This window comes from Achromobacter sp. SD115, from assembly GCF_017355315.1.
In the GTDB taxonomy this organism is placed as follows: domain Bacteria; phylum Pseudomonadota; class Gammaproteobacteria; order Burkholderiales; family Burkholderiaceae_B; genus Achromobacter; species Achromobacter xylosoxidans_B.
This window is the reverse complement of the sequence record NZ_JADIJM010000003.1, coordinates 356918-374045: the sequence shown is the minus strand read 5'-3', so window position 1 is coordinate 374045 and position 17128 is coordinate 356918. Positions and strand designations below refer to the sequence as shown.

The following is a 17128-nucleotide window of genomic DNA, read 5'->3' as shown; positions in this document are numbered from 1 at the left end:
AAAGAGGGGCCACGATAAGGCGGATTCTATTTCTGAAAAACCAGCGTGGTTGTGACAAACATTAAGAAAAAACCGAAGTTTTTGCCTTGGCGAGCACGATCTGGACCAGCGGATGGTGCTGTCCCCGCCGGTTGCGGATGGCGTGGATTTCCTCGTGCACGTCGTCGCAGCGGGCCAGCGGGCGCAAGCCCCGCAGCACGCCGATGTCGCCGCCGCCCAGGCGGCTGAGCGGAAACACGCCCAGGCCGCGGGCCGCGAACACTGACATCAGGGCGCTGTCTTCGAATTCTCCCACCACATTGGGATAAATGCCTTGTTCGCCGAACCAGCGGTCCAGCGTCTGGCGCAGCACCGAATGGCCGGTGGGCAGCAGCACCGGCAGGCGCTCGAGGCAGCGCGGGAAATTCTGCGTGTCGGCCTTGCGCACCAGCTTGGCGGGGCCGTACCAGTCCACTGGCGAGGACACCAAGCGGTCGCTGGTGAGGCGCAGGTTGGGGTTGGCGGGCGCGCCCTGGCCGGCCAGCACCAGGTCCAGGTGGTGCTGAGCCAGTTCGCCCAGCAGTTCCTCGACCTCGCCCTCGTGGCAGGTCAGGCGCAGGTCCGGGGTGTGCAGCACCGGCCCCAGCAAAGCCTGCGCGGCCAACTTGGAAATGCCGTCCGACAGGCCCACGGACAGGCGCATGACGGGCTTGGTGGCCGCCGCGCGGACCTCCTGGGGCAGTACCTGGCCGATCTGGAAGATCTCTTCGGCGCGGGCGAAGGCGGCTTCGCCGGCGTCGGTCAGCGCCACCCCGCGTCCGGCCGGCTTGAGCAGTTGGTGGCCCAGGTTCTTTTCCAGTTCGCGCACTTGCGCGCTGATGGTCTGGATGGCCATGTCCAGCCTTTCGGCGGCGCGGGAAAACCCGCCTTCCTTGGCGACCATCCAGAAGTAATACAGGTGTCGGTAATTGAGCATGGCAGGAATCACTTCGGTTTTTTCGAACCTTAACTCACTTTCAGGCTGATTTCTCCATTTGCCCGGGATCCGGATCATGAGCCCCTTCGAACACAAGCGGGAACATCATGGACACCTTGCTCACCTTTCTCTCCGCCGATTTCTTCGGCACACCGGCCTGGAGCTGGCTGCTATTCATCGGCATCGTGGTCGCCTTGCTGGCCTTTGACCTGGGCGTGCTGCACAAGGAAGACCGCGAGATCGGCGTGCGCGAGAGCCTGCTGCTGTCCGCCGGCTACATCAGCGCGGCGTTGTTGTTTGGCGCCTGGGTCTGGTGGCAGATGGGTTCCGCCAGCGGCATGGCCTACTACACGGGCTTCATGATCGAGAAGTCGCTGTCGATGGACAACGTCTTCGTGATCGCGCTGATCTTCAGTTTCTTCGCGATTCCGCGCCAGTACCAGCACCGGGTGCTGTTCTGGGGCATCCTCGGCGTGATCGTGCTGCGCGCCATCATGATAGGCCTGGGCGCGGCCCTGGTCAGCAACTTTGGCTGGCTGCTGTATCTGTTCGGCGCCTTCCTGGTGTTCACCGGCATCAAGATGTGGATGATCGCGGACCAGACGCCCGATATCGCCTCCAACCCGATCCTGAAGTTCCTGAAGCGCCGCATGCGCGTCACGGAAGGGCTGCGCGGCAATGCGTTCTGGGTGATGGAGACGGATCCCGCCACGTCGAAGAAGGTGCGCTGGGCCACGCCGCTGCTGCTGGCGCTGGTGCTGATCGAGTTCGTGGACCTGTTGTTCGCGGTGGACTCGGTGCCGGCGATCTTCGCCATCACCACCGATCCGTTCATCGTCTACACCAGCAACATCTTCGCCATCCTGGGCCTGCGCGCGCTGTACTTTGCGCTGGCTGCGATGATCCACCGCTTCCACTACCTGAAGTACGCGCTGGCCCTGGTCCTGGTTTTCATCGGCACCAAGATCTTCCTGGTGGGCTTCATCGGCAAGGTGCCGGCGGTTGTGTCGCTGTCGGTGACCTTCGGCCTGATCGCTGGCGGCGTGCTGTTCTCGCTGTGGAAAACCCGCTCGGACGCGTCCAAGCAGGAACTCGCGGCGGAATAAGCCTCGCGGTTTGACGCAAGACGCCCGCCATATCCGATGGATATGGCGGGCGCATTTTTTGGGATTTGTCGCGCCAGTGCGGCGGGCGTAGAGTGCTGGACAGTCCAAATGCCGCAAGGAGCCGTCATGACCAGCTGGTCCGCCAAACAGTATTCCGCCTTTGAAAACGAACGCACCCGCCCGGTGCGGGACCTGGTCGCCGCCTTGCCCAACCAGGACGTGAGGCGCGCGGTCGACCTGGGCTGCGGCCCGGGCAATTCCACCGAGGTGCTGGCCAGCCGCTATCCGGACGCCGAGGTTAGCGGCATGGACAGCTCGGAGGACATGCTCCAGTCGGCGAGAAAGCGCCTGCCTGGGATGCAATTCGAACTGGCCGACATCGCTACGTGGAATCCGCCCGGAACCTACGACGTGATCCTGGCGAACGCCGCGTTGCAATGGGTGCCGGACCACGCGACGCTGTATCCGCGCCTGGTCGGCAAGCTGGCCGCGGGCGGCAGCCTGGCAGTGCAGACGCCCGACAATCTGGAAGAGCCGGCCCACCGCCTGGCGCGCCAGGTGGCCGGCGAAGCGCCGTGGGCCGCTGCCATCGGCGGTTTCAAGCATCCGCCGCGGCACAGCGCCGCCTGGTACTACGAACTGCTCAAGCCGCATTGCGGCCTGCTGGACGTGTGGCGCACGACTTATCATCATCCGCTGGCGGGCGCGGCAGCTGTCGTTGAGTGGTTCAAGGGCACGGCGTTGCGGCCCTACCTGGACCGGCTGGACGCGGCCGGGCAGGCCAGTTTCCTGGCCCGCTACCAGTCGCTGATCGAAGAGGCCTATCCGGCGCTGGCTGACGGCACGGTGCTGCTGCCGTTCCCGCGGCTGTTCATTGTGGCGGGACCGAAGCAGGGTTAATAGCCGTGCCAGGCGGTTCCCAGCCGCCGCCCAATGACCGGTACAGGTCCACCAGCACCAGCGACACGGCGGCCTGGGTCGACACGCGGTCCTGGTCGCTGGCCAGCACCGCGTTCTGCGCGCTGAGCACGTTCACGAAGTCCGACGCGCCTGCGGCATATTGGCGTTGCGCGTTGAGCAGCGCCTGGCGGGCGCTCCCGGAGGCGCGCTCCAGACTGACGCGGGTGCGCTGCTGCGCCTGGTAGGCGATCATGGCGTTGTCGACCTCGTGCCAGGCATTCAGCACGGCTTTTTGATACAGCAGTGCTGCCTCCTGAGCCTGCGACTCGCGCAGCCGCAGGCGGCCTCGCAGCCGGCCGCCCTGGAAGATGGGGATCTGCAGCGCGGGCCCCACACCGAAGATGCCGGCATGATCCGGGTCGAGATCCCGCAGCTGCAACGCCTGCAAGCCGAGGTTGCCGGACAGCGTGATGCGCGGATAGAAATCGCCCTCCGCCACGCCAATTGCTGCGACAGCCGCATGCAGATCGGCTTGCGCGCGGCGGATGTCTGGCCTGCGCTCGGCCAGTTCGCTGGGCAGTCCGACGGGAACCTGCAGCGGGCCGCCGGGTATCGGCCCGATATTCGCGAGGCGTTCCTGCAACGCGCCGGGCGGCAGCTCCAACAGCAGCGCCAGCGCATTCATCAACTGGTCGATGCGCAGCGCCAGCGGCGGCACCCGGGCCTCGATGGCGGCGGTCTGCGCATCGGCTTGCGACACGTCCAGTTCGGTGGCCACGCCTTCGCGTTGGCGCAAGCGGGTCAGCGCGAGGTTGCGCTCGGCGTTGGCGAGCGTCTTGCGCAGCACGTCCAACTGGTTCTGCGCGCCGCGCAACAGGATGTAGTTGCGTGCCGTTTCGGCGCGGATGACCAGCACCACGCCGCGCTGCGCCTCCAGCGCCGCCTGCGACTGAGCGCCGGCCTGCTCCACTTCGCGCCGCACGCGGCCCCACAGGTCCAGTTCCCAGCTGGCGTCCACGCCGGCCTGCCACAGATTGAACGAGGACTTGCCGCCGCGCCCCGAAGGGTCCGCCAGTCCGACCTCGCTGTTCTGGCCGCGCTTGTAGCTTGCGCCCGCGCCGATTCCAGGCAGGCCGTCGGCTTGCGTCACGCGCAAGGCGGCGCGGCTTTGCAGCAGGCGTTCGTGGGCGATGCGTATGTCCAGGTTGGCCTCGGTCGCTTCGGCGATCAGGGCGCTCAGGGTGGGATCGCCGAAGCTGTCCCACCAGGATGTGTTCACGTCTTGCGGGACTGGGACGCTGCCTGCGGCGGACTCGTTGGACATACGCCATTGCGCGGGCAGCTGTGGTCGGGGAGCTTGATAGTCGGGACCCACGGCGCAGCCCGCCAACGCGGAAAGGGCGCAGGTAAATGCGGCATGGACCAAGAGGCGGGGCGTCATTGTGTGGACTCCTCTGCCGCCGCCGTATCGACCATGGCTTCGACGGACATGCCGGCGCGCAGCGGCGGCGCGCCGGCGGCCGGCGCATCCAGCACGATCTTGACGGGCAGGCGCTGCGCCACCTTGGTGAAGTTGCCGGTGGCATTGCTGGGGACCACCGGCGAAAAGCTCAGGCCCGTGGCCGGCGCGATGCTCTGCACGCGGCCGCGCAGCGGCGTATCCGGATAGGCGTCGACCGTGATGAGGGCGGGTTGGCCCGGGCGCATGCGGGTCAACTGCTTTTCGCGGAAGTTCGCCACCACATAGGCCTGCTGCAGCGGCACCACCGCGAGGATGGGCGTGCCGGGGCTGACGTAGGCGCCCACGCGCAGCGAGCGCCTGCCGACAATGCCATCGATCGGGGAGACGACCTGGGTATGCGACAGATTCAGTTGCGCGCGGTCCTTCAGCGCCTGCGCGCGCAGCAGGCCGGCTTGCGCAGCTTCGCGGTTGGCTTCCAGCACGTCGCGCTGCTTGCGGGCGGCCTGCAAGGTGGCCGTGTGTTCGGCCTGGCGCGCCTGTGCCATGTCCAGACGGCTGCGCGCCTGTTCATAGGCCTGCTGCGTGCCGGCGCCCTCGCTGGCCAGCCTGCGGTGGCGTTGGGCTTCGCTTTCGGCATAGCGGATATCGGCCAGGTCGGCACGCGTGACGGCGATGGCCTGGTCGATCACGGCCTGCTGGCGTTCCAGCGTAGCGGCCGCATCCGACAGGCGCGCGCTCGCGACCGCGAGTTCGGCGCTTGCGGCCGCCAGCGCGGCCCGATGGTCGCGGTCGTCAATGCGCGCGAGCAGTTGACCCTGCTGGACGGCCTGGTTGTCTTCGACCAGCACGGCGTCGATGAAGCCGGATACCTGCGGCGCAACGATGGTGTGATCGGCGACGACGGTGGCGTCGTCGGTGGATTCGGCGGCGCCGGTGGCGGACCATGACCAGCCTGCATAGGCCAGCAGGACCAGGGCGCCGAGGGCGCCGGCGCGGGGAAGGGGAGAAGTCAAGAGAGAGATAGACATGATATGGGCTCGATTTCAGGCCGCGGCGCGCGGAGGGTAGATCCGGGTCGCGACGAAGGGGATCAGCAGGATGAGGAGCACGGCCACGCCGGCCATACACAGGTAGAGATCGGCGGAGGTCAGCACGGTGGCCTGCTCCTGGATGCGGCGGGACAGCGCCGCTGCGCTTTCGCCTGCCGTGCTCAGCGGGAAGTTGCCCAGTTGGTCGGCCAGCATGCTGGAGTGGTAATTGCGGCGCGATGTGGTCAGCGCGTCCAGCAGGCCGGTGGCGGCCACTGCGGCAAAGCCCTTGATGGTGTTGAACCAGGACGACGCCCAGGGGCCGTCCTGCGGCGTCAGGCCGCCGGTGGCCAGCATCAGCAACGGGATCACGGCCATGGGCTGGGCGAAGATCTGCACGGCTTCGAGCAGGTAGAACTGCTCGCGCGACCAGACCGGCGTCAGTTGCGACCCGAGCAGGCAGGACAGCGCGAGCAGTCCGAGCCCTGCAGCCAGCACCCAGCGGCAATCCACCTGGCGCAGGTTGCACAGCGCGGCGACCAGGGGCAGCGCAATCAGCTGCGGCAGGCCCATGGTCAACAACACCGGCGCCGTTTCCAGCGGGCGATAGCCGCGCAGTTGCGCCAGGAACGTCGACGGAATCAGGATCACGCCCAACAGCACGATCAGCACGCCGCCCAGCGTCAGCAAGGCATGGCTCAGATTGCGGTGGCGCAGTAGCTGGATCTTGAAGAACGGCAAGGGGTGGGACCATTCGTTGATCATGAACAGCACCATCAGCGCGCTGCCGCCGCCCAGCAGCACGCAGATCAGCGGCGAGTTCAGCCAGTCCAGCCGGTCGCCCTGCAACAGGCCGATGACCAGCATGGAGAGCGCCGGTGCGCCCAGCAGCAGGCCGCGCCAGTCGAACAGGCGTAGCCGTTCGAGCTTGAGCGGATCCTGGGGCAGGCCGCGCCAGACGGCCCAGGCGGCGAGCGCCGCGGGGCCGACGATCAGCCAGAAGGCCCAGCGCCAGCCCAGCACCTCGGTGCAGAAGGCGGCCAGCGGTATGCCCAGGCTGGGCGCGAAAGTGGCGGTGAGGGCATAGCCGCCCAGTCCGTAGAGCTTGATGCCCGGGGGCAGGAAACGCAGCGCCACCGTCATGAGCATGGGCGGCAGCGCGCCGCCCGCGAGGCCTTGCAGGGTGCGCAGGAGCAGCAGCACGGGCAGGTTGGGCGCAAACGGGCAGAGCGCGCCGAACAGGGCGAAGGCGGCCAGCGCCGCGACCGTGAAGCGGCGCAATGAAAACGTGACCGAGCACCAGGGCGCGAACGCCATGGCGCATACCGAGGCCGCGGCGTAGACGGCCACGAGCCAGGTTCCCTGGTCGTAGCCGATGCCCAGCGCGCCGCGGATGTCCGGCAGCGCCATCTTGGTCACGTTTTCGTTGAGCCCGGCGAGGATCACCGCCAGCAGCACGCCTAGCAATCCGGTCAGGATGCGCCAGCCGAAGGCCGCCGCGGCGGGCGGGGCGGGGGGAGCGGCGGCCGTCATGATCGTGGGCCGCTCCTGCCCGGGGATGAGGAAGAAAACATGGAATAGCGTCCTTGGATAACAGGAGCTATTCAGTCTAGGTAGATGTGGGGGGCGGAAAAACCATTCCTGGATCAACCCACCCTTGCATGGGACGCAAGGGTGCGCGTGGCGCGGCGTCGGCATGCCGAAAGGCTTGCGTGAGGCGCAACCTTGGATTGCACCGCGCGGGATTTATCCCGGCGGGCCGGCGAACGAATAATGCAGCACTCGTTAACCGCAGAGGATTTCATGCATACATTCCGACTTTCAGCACTGGCGCTGATCATGGCTTTCGTTGGCGCCGCCGCGCATGCCGAAGGCAAGACCCGCGAACAGGTGCGCGCCGAATTGATGGAAGCCAAGGCCGCTGGCCTGGTGACTTACGGCGAACAGCAATACCCGGTGGATCTGCCCCGTGTCAGCACCAAGACCCGCCAGCAGGTGCGTGAAGAACTCGACGCCGCGCGCGCGGCGGGCTTGGTCACGTATGGCGAACAGGACTATCCGCCCGCGCTGCCGTCGCAATCCGACCAGACCCGTGATCAGACGGTCGCGGAACTGCGCGAGGCGCACGCGCGCGGCCTGATGAAATCGGGCGAACTGGACTACCCGCCCGTCGTCAATTGATTCCTTCCGCCTTGTCCGCGAAGTAGCGGGCAGGCGTCTTGCCCAAGGTCTTGCGGAACATGGTGATGAAGGCGCTGACGGACTCGTAGCCCAGGTCTTCCGCCGTGCGCTGCACCGACACGCCGGCGGACAGGCGCTGCAAGGCCTGGATGATGTGCATCTGCTGGCGCCAGCGGCCAAAGCTCATGCCGAGCTCCTGCCGGATCAGCCGCGCCAGCGTGCGCTCGCTCATGGCGACGCGGCTGCCCCATTGCGCCACCGTGCTGCGGTCGGCGGGATCGGCGTGCAAGGCGTCGGCGATCTCGCGCAGGCGCGGGTGTTCGGAAATGGGCAGGTGCAGTTGCTCGGCCGGCATGCGCGCCAATTGATCGACCAGCACCTCGGCCAGCTTGCGGTTGGGGGCCGTTGCCGTTTCCTCCGGGGGCAGGTCGGCCAGATAGGCCACCAGCTCGCGCACCAGCGACGAGATGGCCAGCGTGCAGCACTGCTCCGGCAGGCCCGGCGCGTCGGGCGGCACGAACAGGAAGCAGACGCGGCCGTTCTGCGTGACCCGGTTGCTGTGCGGCACGCCGCCAGGGATCCAGACGCCGCATTGCGGCGGCACCATCCACAGGCCCTGCGGCACCGAGCAGGTCACGCCGCCTTGCAGGGACAGCACCAGCTGGCCCATGGCGTGCCGGTGCGGTGGAGACTCCTGGTCGTTCTCGTCCGCATGCACGCGCATGGCATAGGTCCATTGCGAGCCGGTATCGGGATTGAAGAAGGGGGCAGGGTCGTCCAGGCGGTGCATCGAATGTGCTTTGACCGAATTTAGGGATAATTTGTCATTATCTCGAAATTCGGCGATGGCGGCGATGCTTAAGCTGTAGGCATGAATTCGCATCCCCTTACTTCCAAACACCCCGCCGGCAATCCCGTGTTGCTGATCGCGGGCATACTCTGCATGTCCATGGCGCTGCGCGCGCCCATTACCGGCGTGCCGCCGCTGACAGGCATGCTGCGTGAGCAGTTGGGGCTGAGCTCCACGGCCGCGGGCATGCTGATCACCTTGCCCCTGCTGGCTTTTGCCGTGGTGTCGCTGTTCGCCGCGGGCCTGGCGCGCCGCCACGGCCTGGAGCGCAGCTTGTTTGCCGCCATGCTGCTGATCGCGGGGGGCATCCTGGTACGCACGCTGGGACCGGTCTGGAGCCTGTTCCTGGGCACCGCTGTCATCGGATCCGGCATCGCCATCGGCAATGTGCTGCTGCCCAGCCTGCTGAAGCGCGATTTTCCGCAGCAGCTCGCAAGCCTGACCTCGGCCTACGTGCTGACCATGAGCCTGGCGGCGGGCCTGGCGTCCGCCGTCGCCATACCGCTGGCCAACTTGTCCGACGCGACGTGGCGCTTTTCCACCGGCTGCCTGCTGCTGTTGCCGTTGGCCAGCGCCCTGCTGTGGCTGCCGCAGCTGGCCAATCGCACCGCGCCCGCGGCATCCACGCCGCATGCGCCGCATGGACCCCGCCTGTGGCGCTCTGCGCTGGCGTGGCAGGTGACGCTGTTCCTGGGCATCAATTCATTCGTGTTCTATGTGGGTGTGAGCTGGCTGCCGGCCATCCTGCGCGACGTTGGCTATACGGCGGAACGCGCTGGTGCGCTGCATGGCCTGCTGCAGCTCATGTCGGCCGTCCCCGCGCTGTTCCTGGCCCCCGTGGTGCGGCGCCTGAAGGATCAGCGCGGCGCCGCCTTCTTCTCTGCCGCAGCCTCGTTCGTCGCGTTTGCTGGCCTGATCGCCGCGCCCGGCTGGGCGACGCTGTGGATCGTCCTGATGGGCCTGGGCACGGGCGGCGGCATTATCCTGGGCCTGGCATTCGTGGGCTTGCGCGCCAGCCATGCGCAGCAGGCGGCGGCGCTGTCGGGCATGGCGCAATGCGTCGGCTACCTGTTCGCCGCCAGCGGACCGGCGCTGGTGGGCACGCTGCACGACGCGCAAGGTGACTGGGGCGTGGCGCTGGGCCTGTGCGCGGCCTTATGCCTGGCGATGGCGGCTGTCGGCCTCTATGCGGGCCGCGCCATCCAGATCGGCCAATACCGCGACGCTGCGCTCAAGCCTGTCCGGCCCGGCTTTTCCACAAGCGCACCAGCGGCTCGGGCGCGTCGGTCTCCGGCACGTCGAAGCTGATGTCCGCCACGTCGTCGCCTTCGTAGATGACCTCCACGTGGAAATAGCGCTGGTCGCCGCCGGTTTCAGCACAGCGCGGGACGGCGACTGGAGCAGAGCGTTGCAGGGCGTCGCAGACTTCCTGCCGCAGGTCCGGCGGGCAGGTGACGAGGTCGATGCTGCGTGGTTGTGCCAGCGCGGGCATATAAGCTAGTCCGCCTTCGCGGGTCAGGCGCACCAGCATCGCAAGGTCCAGGGAGGGCAGTTCGATCATGTCTGGACTCCCACGCCGGCCCAGGCCCGGGCGACGGCATCGCGCACTGTCGCGCCATGGCGTTCCGCTGCCACCGCCAGCGTCAGTTTCGCGAATTGCGTGAAGTCGGCATCGTGCCGCAGACGCTTGTCGCACAGCGCGTCGTACCAGACGCGGCCCGCGCCGGCCCAGGCGGGGCCTTCCAGCGCGGTGGCCGCCAGGTAGAAGGCGCGGTTGGGAATGCCGGAGTTGATGTGCACGCCGCCGTTGTCGTTGGGCGTGTCCACGTAATCGCGCATATGGGCGGGCTGCGGGTCCTTGCCCAGCAGGGGATCGTCATAGGCGCTGCCAGGCTCGGCCATGGAACGCAGTGCACGGGCGCGGATCTTGGGCATGAACAGACCGGCGCCCACCAGCCAATCGGCCTGGCGCGCATCCTGTCCCAAGGTGTATTGCTTGACCAGCGCGCCGAACACGTCGCACAGGGATTCGTTCAGCGCGCCGGACTGGCTCTGGTACAGCAGGGCGGCCTCGGCATCGATCACGCCATGCGTGAGCTCGTGGCCGATGATGTCCACTGCGACCGTGAAGCGGTTGAACACTTCGCCATCGCCATCGCCGAACACCATTTGCGCGCCATTCCAGAAGGCGTTGTCGTAGTCTTCGCCGTAATGCACGGTGCCGACCAGGGGCAGTCCCTGGCCGTCGATGGAGTGGCGCTGGTAGATGTCCCAGAACAGCTTGTAGGTCGATCCCAGGTGTTCATAGGCTTCGTCCACGGCCGCGTCCCCGCTGGCGCGGGCGCCTTCAGCGCGCACCAGCTTGCCGGGCAAAGTGGTGGTGTTGGCCGCATCGTGCACGGCGCGCTGCGGCGTGCCGGCAGGCGCCGCCTTTTTCGGGCGGGCGGGCTTGGCGCGTGGCGGCTGCACCGCCATTTCGCGCAGGCTGCGCTGCTGCTGGTCGATGATCAGCGTCTTGACCGCGGGCATGCTGACCCGCGAGTCGGCGTGCTGCGCCAGTCGATCGAGCATGTAGGGGGGGATCACACCGATCAAGGGCGCGGATTCGGAAGGACGTGGCATGCGCGGTCTCCGTCGTGGACGCCGGGCCAGGGCCGCGGCGCGAGGCCATTCAACGGTAGCAGATAGGTCTGGCGCAGGGACGTAACAGTGTGCGGCCTGATGCTAGGAACTATGGACGCCGCGGCGCGGCGTCCGGCGCGCATTCGCGCCTAGTTGAACACGCCCGTGAGTACGTCCGCCACGACGGCGGTGGCGATGGCGACGAGGATCAAGTCGCTGCCCGCGACGCGCCATTCGTATCCGGGATGGACCGGCAGGCGCGTCAGCATCGGGCCGGGCACCATCTTCTTGGCGATGCCCGGAGGCAGGGGCTTGCCGCGTGCCAGGTTCTTGCGTATGCCCGGCGGCAGCGAACTGTAGCCGGTTGCGCCAGCCTGCACTGCGTAGCCGCGCGCGGTGGAAACGGTGATGCCGGCGGTGCTGAGCGTGACGCTGACGCCGTTGTCCTGGCTCTGTTGGCCCTTGTTCTTGCCATTGCCGTTGCCCTGGCCGGCATGGTCCGGCTTGCCCTTGCCTTCGGGCGGCGCGGCATGCGCCGGCGCACCGAGCGCGACGGCACAGGCAAAGATGGCCACGATCATCGAACGTTTGCGGGGCATGGTTTCGGCTCCTGCTATGTAGAGGAGCCTAGCGTAGCGCCGTCATTGGGCAAGCGCTACTTTCGCCGGCGGATTCAATCGCAACAATCGCCACAATTCATTTGATCTTCCACTCGCGATAGAATCCCCTGCTTATTTTCCGGGGGGGAACGCACGATGAGGTATTTCCTGATCTTGGTTGGGGCGGCCGTGGTCGCCTATCTGCTGGCGCGCGGCATCGCCGCCGTGCTCTCGGACCGTAAACGTTCAAAATCAGAAAGGGATTCGAAGTGAAGCCGACAGATATCCAGATGGTCAAGACGATTGGTGCTGTAAAGCCGCGCGGTATCAAGATCGCGGTGATTACGGCGGTGTTGTTTATGCTGATCCTGTTCCTGGCGTTCGATTCCTGGTTCCAGGTCGATCAGGGCGAGCGCGGCGTGGTGCTGCGCAACGGCAAGCTGGTGCGCGTGTCGGAGCCGGGCCTGGATTTCAAGACCCCGTTCATCGACAACGTGATGACGGTATCGGTGCGCGACCACACGTTCGTGTTTGAAAAGCTGGAAGCCTACAGCTATGACCAGCAGCCGGCCACGCTGCGCGTGTCGGTGACCTACCGTGTGCCGCCCGAGCACGTGGCCGAGCTGTATTCGGAGTACGGCACCATCAGCAATCTGCAGATGCGCGTACTGGAACGCAAGACGCCGGATTCGGTGAAGAACGTGTTCGGCCAGTACACCGCGGTGCGCGCCATCCAGGAACGCCAGAAGCTGGGCCAGGACGTGAACTCGGCCGTGCTCAAGACGATGGAAGGCGCGCCGGTACAGGTGGTGGGCGTGCAGATCGAGGAAGTCGGCTTTTCGCAGGCCTATGAACACTCGATCGAACAGCGCATGCTGGCGCAAGTGCAGATCGAGACGACCCGCCAACAAAAGGAAACGGCGATGATCACGGCCGAGATCCAGGTGGTCAAGGCCAAGGCGGAAGCCGACGCGCGTCGCCAGCAGTTCACGGCTGAGGCCGACGGCATCCGCATGCGCGGCGACGCCGAGGCGGCCGCGATCCGCGCCAAGGCCGAGGCCCTGGCCGCCAACACCAATCTGGTGAGCTTGAACGCGGTGGAAAAGTGGGACGGCGTGCTGCCGGCCACGCAGGTTCCGGGCTCGGCGCTGCCGTTCATCGGCATCAAGTAGGCGCGGCGGGCGAGGGCTGCGCAGGCTCCGGCGGCGCAGCCTGCCGCCGGCGCGCGTAGTCCATGAGGCTGTCGCCCGACAAAGCCTTGCTGTAGTACCACCCCTGCACGATGATTTCGGCGGGGGATGCCAGCGCCTTCAGCTGCTGGTCCGTTTCCACGCCTTCCACCACGATCTGCAGGTTCAGCGCTTCGCAAAAGCGCAGCAGGCCGTTCAGGACCAGCGCGCCCCTGTCGCTGTCTTGCGCCACGACGAAGCTGCGGTCGATCTTGACCGCGTCGATCTCGAACTGGTGCAGATAGCCCAAGGCCGAATAGCCGGTGCCGAAGTCGTCGATGTAGACCCGCGCGCCTATCGCGTGCAGGCGGTCGAAGGCGGTGTGCAGCGCCTGGGTATCCTCCACCAGCGCGTCTTCGGTCAGCTCCACCGAGATCTGTCCGCCGGCCTGCGCCAGCACCCTGATCAGTTTTTCCAGGTAGTCGCCGGACGTCAGCGTGCCGGCCGTGACGTTGATGGTCATCGGCAAGGCGAAGTCGCGCTTGCGCCATCGCAGGCATTGCTGCACGGCCTGCCTGGCCACCCACAAATCCACTTCCCGCATCAGGTCCGCCTGCGCGAGCCAGCGCAGGAACTCCACCGGCGTCTGCCGCGCGCCGTCGGGGCCGGTGGCGCGCAACAGGGCTTCGCAGCCGGTGCACAGGCCGCTGCGCAATGACACCTGCGGCTGGAATTCCAGATGGAAATCGTATTGGCTGATGGTGCGAATACGGCTGTTCTCGGCGTTGCGGCGCGCGCGGTCGGCGTAGGTCTGCACCACAGGATCGTGCGCGTACAGCAGCGATTCTTCTTGCAGCCGGGTGAAGGTGGTATCCAGCGATTTGAAGTAGACGGTGGCGCTTTCCTGGCGCTGACGTTCCAGCGCGACCACATAGGGCGCATACAGGCACACGCCTATCGCTACCAGCGCGAGCTGCAGCGCCACCCCGCCCAGATGGCCGCCAGCGGCGACATAGGCGTTGAACAGCACCGGCGAGGTCAGGGGCAGGGTGGTCGTCGCGGAGGGCAGCCAGCCCAGTTGCACCACGGCCAGCGCGAGGATGACGTTGGTCACCGGCGCCAGGATGAACGGCACCAGCAGGCGCGGATTCAGGATCAGGGGTAGCCCGAACAGCAGGATTTCGTTCACGTTCAGGAGCGCCACCGGCAGGCTGGCCAGCGCCAGCACGCGCAGGGATTCGCTGCGCGCGAACAGCAGCATGGCCACCACCAGCGACAGCGTCGCGCCCGCGCCGCCGATGAAGACGAAAGCGCCCAGCAGCGTGCTGTTCAGGGCATACATGCCTTCGTAGCCGGCGGACTGGCTGGCGGAGTTCAGCATGGCCGCCTGGTCCATCACGCTCATCAGGGGGGCGAGGGCGTGGTAGCCGTGTATGCCGAAGAACCACAGCAGAGAGTTCAATCCCGCCATCAACGCGCCCGAGGTGAACGGGCTGTCCAGCGATGCCAGGCTCAAGGGGATGTTGAATTGCGCCACGGCGGGGATCTGCAGCGCGGCGGACAATGCCAGCACGACCAGGCTGGCCGTCAGCAGGCCGGGCACGACCATGTTCAGCGTGTCGCGGACGTTTTCAGTGATCAGTCCGTCCGGTGCCAGTTGGGTCCAGCGGCGGCGGTGCAGCCAGGCCATCAATGGCACGGTCAGCAGGGGCGAAACAATGGCGATGAAGAGCACCAGGGTAGCGGCCGCCTGGGGATAGGGCGCCATCAGGCCCTCGGCGATCATCACGTAGGACAGGCACAGGAACGCGGTTGGCAGATGCGGCACGCGGTGGCGGAACGACAGCATGTAGCCGATGGAGGTGCCGGCCAGGATCGGCATGATGCCCGAGAGCTTGTCGTGGACGCCGGTCAGCAGGTCCACCACGGAGGCGGGCAGGCCCAGTTGGCGGGCGACGACCGACAGCACCAGGAACAGCGCCGTGATCAGCAGGCAGGGCAGGGTCCAGAGCAGGCCTTCGCGTATGGCGCGCAAGCCGCTGGCGCCCGCCAGCGCGGCCAGCCGATCTTTTGGATAACGCATCAGGGCCAGTTTCGGCATGGCGGTTCGCCCCAGAGTCCGTGCAAGCGAAGATCGCCGCTCCCGTGTTTGTAAGAATATTTTGCTACATCCTAGCCCCGGCTTTCCATGTTTAGCAATCGGCACCTATCAGAATGTCAGGGATTCCCCTCTATCAAGAATTGCAAAGCGGGCGCAAGGTGGCAGCACGGGCGCGAAGGGCCGCTATACGATCAAGGGGCTCGCCCGGTGCGCGGGACAACAAGCTTCAGATTGAGGAGACATGGATGTCTCAGTTGGATTGGACGTCCGGCGATACCAAGCCGGACCGGCAGGGATACTACGAAACGCGGTACGACACCGGATGCACCGCCATCACGCTGTACAGCGTGCTGGGCTGGATGCCAGTGAAGACGCCGGGCAACATGGTCAGCTGGCGGCCCTTGCCGCCCGCCGTCGAGAAGCAAGAGGCCGAACGCCACATACAGGAACTGCGGGAGGCGCAGAGCCACATCCCGATGGATTACTAGCGGGGCGAGCGGGGGAAGCTCGCAAGAGTCTTGGCACGTAGTTGCGATAATGAGAATTATTTGTAAAATTCGCGGCGTCGCCATCTTCGCTGTCCGATCGGTTCATGTCCCGCTCTCCTCCGCCCCGCACCGGCTGGCTCGCCTACTATGACGAGCTGGTTGGGGTATGGAGCCGGCGGGTCGGCAACAGGCATGACGCGGAGGACGCGGCGCACGATGCCATCGAACGCCTGCTGAAGGCGGACGCCAGCGTCGCGTTGAAGGCGCGCAGCTACTTGTTCCAGGCTGCCGGGCATCGCTTGATCGACCGCTGGCGCCGGCAGGAACGGACCGAACATGTGCCGCTGGACCAGCTGGACGAAGCCGACCAGCCTGCCTGGACCGACCCGGAATCCCCGGTACGCGCGTCGCGCCTGGCCGATGACCTGGCCCAAGTCCTGGCAGAATTGCCGCCCAAGTGCCGTGAAGCCTTCGTCCTGAATCGCATCGAAGGCTGGACGCAGGCCGAGGTGGCTCAGCATATGGGCCTGTCCAAGAACATGATCGAACGCTACGTCATGCGGGCGATCGAATTCGTGCGCGACCGCATGCGTGAACACAATCCATGACGATGCCTTCCCCCCATGACCCCGGCGAGCAGCGCGAGGCGGATACTGCGGCGCAGTGGTTTGCGCGCTGGCATTCGGGCGAACTGACGCGCCGCCAGCGGCGCGACTTTGCCCGGTGGCGGCGCGACCATCCCGAGGCCGCGCGCGAATTCGACCGCATGCAGCAGTTGGGGCGGGCGGCTGCCGGACTGTCCCGCGATCAAGTCCGGACGCTGCTCGGAGGGGAGGTCCCGCCGCGACCCAGGCCGCAGCGCCAGGGCCGTCTTGCGCTGCGCTTTGCCGCGGGCTGTGCGGCCTTGGGCGCAGCCGCGCTGGTGGCTTGGTGGAGCCTGCCGGCAGAGGTGCCGGCGTACACCGCAACGCTCAGCGCGGAACGCGGCGAACGCCGCCAGGTGACACTGCCCGACGGTTCCATGCTGGAGATCAATGGCGCCACGCGCGCCGACGTAAGGCTTTACGCCGGACGCCGGGAAGTGGCGCTGGACCGTGGCGAGATCCTGTTCACCGTCAGTGCCGATGCGGCCCGTCCATTTATCGTGCGGGCCGGCAGCGGCGTGGTCCGCGTGACCGGCACGGTCTTCGATGTGCGGCGCGATGAAGAGCAGGTGGCGGTGCTGGTGGCGTCCGGCACGGTGGAGGTGTCGGGCGGCCGCTGGTGGAATATGGGCCATGCCGTGCTGCGCGGGGGGGACGGCATCCGCGTGCCGGGCAGCGGCGCGATCGGCGTGCCTGCGCCCACCGACGTCCAGAGCGCGATCGCCTGGCGCGAAGGGCGGGTGGTGTACAAGAACGCGCCGCTGGCCGAGGTGGTGCGGGACATGAACCGCTACTTGTCCACGCCATTGCGGCTGGCGGACGACAAGGTGGGGCGCCTGCGGGTGTCGGCGTCGTTCAGCCTGGATCGCCCTGAAGCCCTGGTCGACGCCTTGCCGGCGGTGGCGCCTGTAAAGCTGACGCCGGGCCCGGATGGCGCCCTCGACATCAGCGCCAGGTAGGTCCTGCGCTACAGTTACAAAATAAATGAGAATGGGATTCAGGTTTATCTTGGGCTGATTCGTT

General features: G+C 66.7%; 17 protein-coding genes. 8 read left to right on the top strand and 9 right to left on the bottom strand.

What is annotated here, in order from left to right; all coding sequences use genetic code 11:
* Nucleotides 1-61 precede the first annotated feature (61 nt).
* Nucleotides 62-955 (bottom strand): LysR family transcriptional regulator, encoded by an 894-nt coding sequence (locus IPU70_RS06465; protein ID WP_207465868.1) that lies wholly within the window; start codon nt 953-955, stop codon nt 62-64.
* Between the two features lie 107 nt (nt 956-1062).
* Here IPU70_RS06465 and IPU70_RS06460 point away from each other — a divergent pair, with 107 nt between their 5' ends.
* Nucleotides 1063-2061, top strand: coding sequence for a TerC family protein (locus tag IPU70_RS06460; RefSeq protein ID WP_207465866.1), 999 nt, complete (start codon nt 1063-1065; stop codon nt 2059-2061).
* A 126-nt stretch (nt 2062-2187) separates the two neighbouring features.
* Nucleotides 2188-2961, top strand: a complete 774-nt coding sequence (tam, locus tag IPU70_RS06455) for a trans-aconitate 2-methyltransferase (protein WP_207465864.1) — start codon at nt 2188-2190, stop codon at nt 2959-2961.
* On the opposite strand, the gene IPU70_RS06450 is transcribed toward tam, so the two are convergent.
* The 3 genes from IPU70_RS06450 to IPU70_RS06440 are packed head-to-tail and all read right to left on the bottom strand — an operon-like array spanning nt 2933 to nt 6984.
* On the bottom strand, nt 2933-4402 hold the full coding sequence (locus tag IPU70_RS06450; protein WP_207465863.1) for an efflux transporter outer membrane subunit: 1470 nt from the start codon (nt 4400-4402) through the stop codon (nt 2933-2935). The two genes, tam and IPU70_RS06450, sit on opposite strands and share 29 nt — an antisense overlap.
* A complete protein-coding gene (locus IPU70_RS06445; protein WP_207465862.1) occupies nt 4399-5451 on the bottom strand; it encodes an HlyD family secretion protein in 1053 nt (350 codons plus the stop codon). The genes IPU70_RS06450 and IPU70_RS06445 overlap by 4 nt, the downstream gene beginning before the upstream one ends.
* Before the next feature lie 15 nt (nt 5452-5466).
* Nucleotides 5467-6984: an MFS transporter gene (locus tag IPU70_RS06440; protein WP_207465861.1), complete on the bottom strand. Its 1518-nt coding sequence runs from the start codon at nt 6982-6984 to the stop codon at nt 5467-5469.
* Between the two features lie 270 nt (nt 6985-7254).
* Between IPU70_RS06440 and IPU70_RS06435 the strand changes: the two genes are divergently transcribed.
* On the top strand, nt 7255-7632 hold the full coding sequence (locus tag IPU70_RS06435; protein WP_207465860.1) for a DUF4148 domain-containing protein: 378 nt from the start codon (nt 7255-7257) through the stop codon (nt 7630-7632).
* On the opposite strand, the gene IPU70_RS06430 is transcribed toward IPU70_RS06435, so the two are convergent.
* Nucleotides 7625-8422, bottom strand: coding sequence for a helix-turn-helix domain-containing protein (locus tag IPU70_RS06430; protein WP_207465859.1), 798 nt, complete (start codon nt 8420-8422; stop codon nt 7625-7627). The two genes, IPU70_RS06435 and IPU70_RS06430, sit on opposite strands and share 8 nt — an antisense overlap.
* Nucleotides 8423-8503: 81 nt before the next feature.
* Between IPU70_RS06430 and IPU70_RS06425 the strand changes: the two genes are divergently transcribed.
* On the top strand, nt 8504-9790 hold the full coding sequence (locus IPU70_RS06425) for an MFS transporter (protein WP_207465857.1): 1287 nt from the start codon (nt 8504-8506) through the stop codon (nt 9788-9790).
* Here IPU70_RS06425 and IPU70_RS06420 read toward each other — a convergent pair.
* The 3 genes from IPU70_RS06420 to IPU70_RS06410 all read right to left on the bottom strand — a co-directional run bounded on the left by IPU70_RS06420 (nt 9714) and on the right by IPU70_RS06410 (nt 11703).
* The gene (locus IPU70_RS06420) at nt 9714-10043 is read right to left on the bottom strand and encodes a protealysin inhibitor emfourin (RefSeq protein ID WP_207465855.1); all 330 of its coding nucleotides are present in this window, start codon (nt 10041-10043) and stop codon (nt 9714-9716) included. The genes IPU70_RS06425 and IPU70_RS06420 overlap by 77 nt on opposite strands.
* A complete protein-coding gene (locus tag IPU70_RS06415) occupies nt 10040-11104 on the bottom strand; it encodes a M4 family metallopeptidase (RefSeq protein ID WP_207465853.1) in 1065 nt (354 codons plus the stop codon). Before IPU70_RS06415 ends, IPU70_RS06420 begins: the two co-directional genes overlap by 4 nt.
* A 149-nt stretch (nt 11105-11253) precedes the next feature.
* Complete coding sequence (locus IPU70_RS06410; RefSeq protein ID WP_207465851.1) at nt 11254-11703, bottom strand: anti-virulence regulator CigR family protein; 450 nt, start codon at nt 11701-11703, stop codon at nt 11254-11256.
* Nucleotides 11704-11993: 290 nt separating this feature from the next.
* Here IPU70_RS06410 and IPU70_RS06405 point away from each other — a divergent pair, with 290 nt between their 5' ends.
* Nucleotides 11994-12875 (top strand): prohibitin family protein, encoded by an 882-nt coding sequence (locus tag IPU70_RS06405; protein ID WP_207466010.1) that lies wholly within the window; start codon nt 11994-11996, stop codon nt 12873-12875.
* On the opposite strand, the gene IPU70_RS06400 is transcribed toward IPU70_RS06405, so the two are convergent.
* Nucleotides 12868-14973 carry a PTS sugar transporter subunit IIC/EAL domain-containing protein gene (locus IPU70_RS06400; RefSeq protein ID WP_207465850.1) on the bottom strand — a complete coding sequence of 702 codons (2106 nt, stop codon included), beginning with the start codon at nt 14971-14973 and terminating at the stop codon, nt 12868-12870. The two genes, IPU70_RS06405 and IPU70_RS06400, sit on opposite strands and share 8 nt — an antisense overlap.
* Before the next feature lie 245 nt (nt 14974-15218).
* Between IPU70_RS06400 and IPU70_RS06395 the strand changes: the two genes are divergently transcribed.
* From IPU70_RS06395 to IPU70_RS06385, 3 genes are all read left to right on the top strand, one after another.
* Complete coding sequence (locus IPU70_RS06395) at nt 15219-15461, top strand: hypothetical protein (protein WP_013395939.1); 243 nt, start codon at nt 15219-15221, stop codon at nt 15459-15461.
* 104 nt (nt 15462-15565) lie between these two features.
* Nucleotides 15566-16069: an RNA polymerase sigma factor gene (locus IPU70_RS06390; protein WP_207465848.1), complete on the top strand. Its 504-nt coding sequence runs from the start codon at nt 15566-15568 to the stop codon at nt 16067-16069.
* Nucleotides 16066-17064 (top strand): FecR domain-containing protein, encoded by a 999-nt coding sequence (locus IPU70_RS06385; protein WP_207465846.1) that lies wholly within the window; start codon nt 16066-16068, stop codon nt 17062-17064. The genes IPU70_RS06390 and IPU70_RS06385 overlap by 4 nt, the downstream gene beginning before the upstream one ends.
* Nucleotides 17065-17128 lie beyond the last annotated feature (64 nt).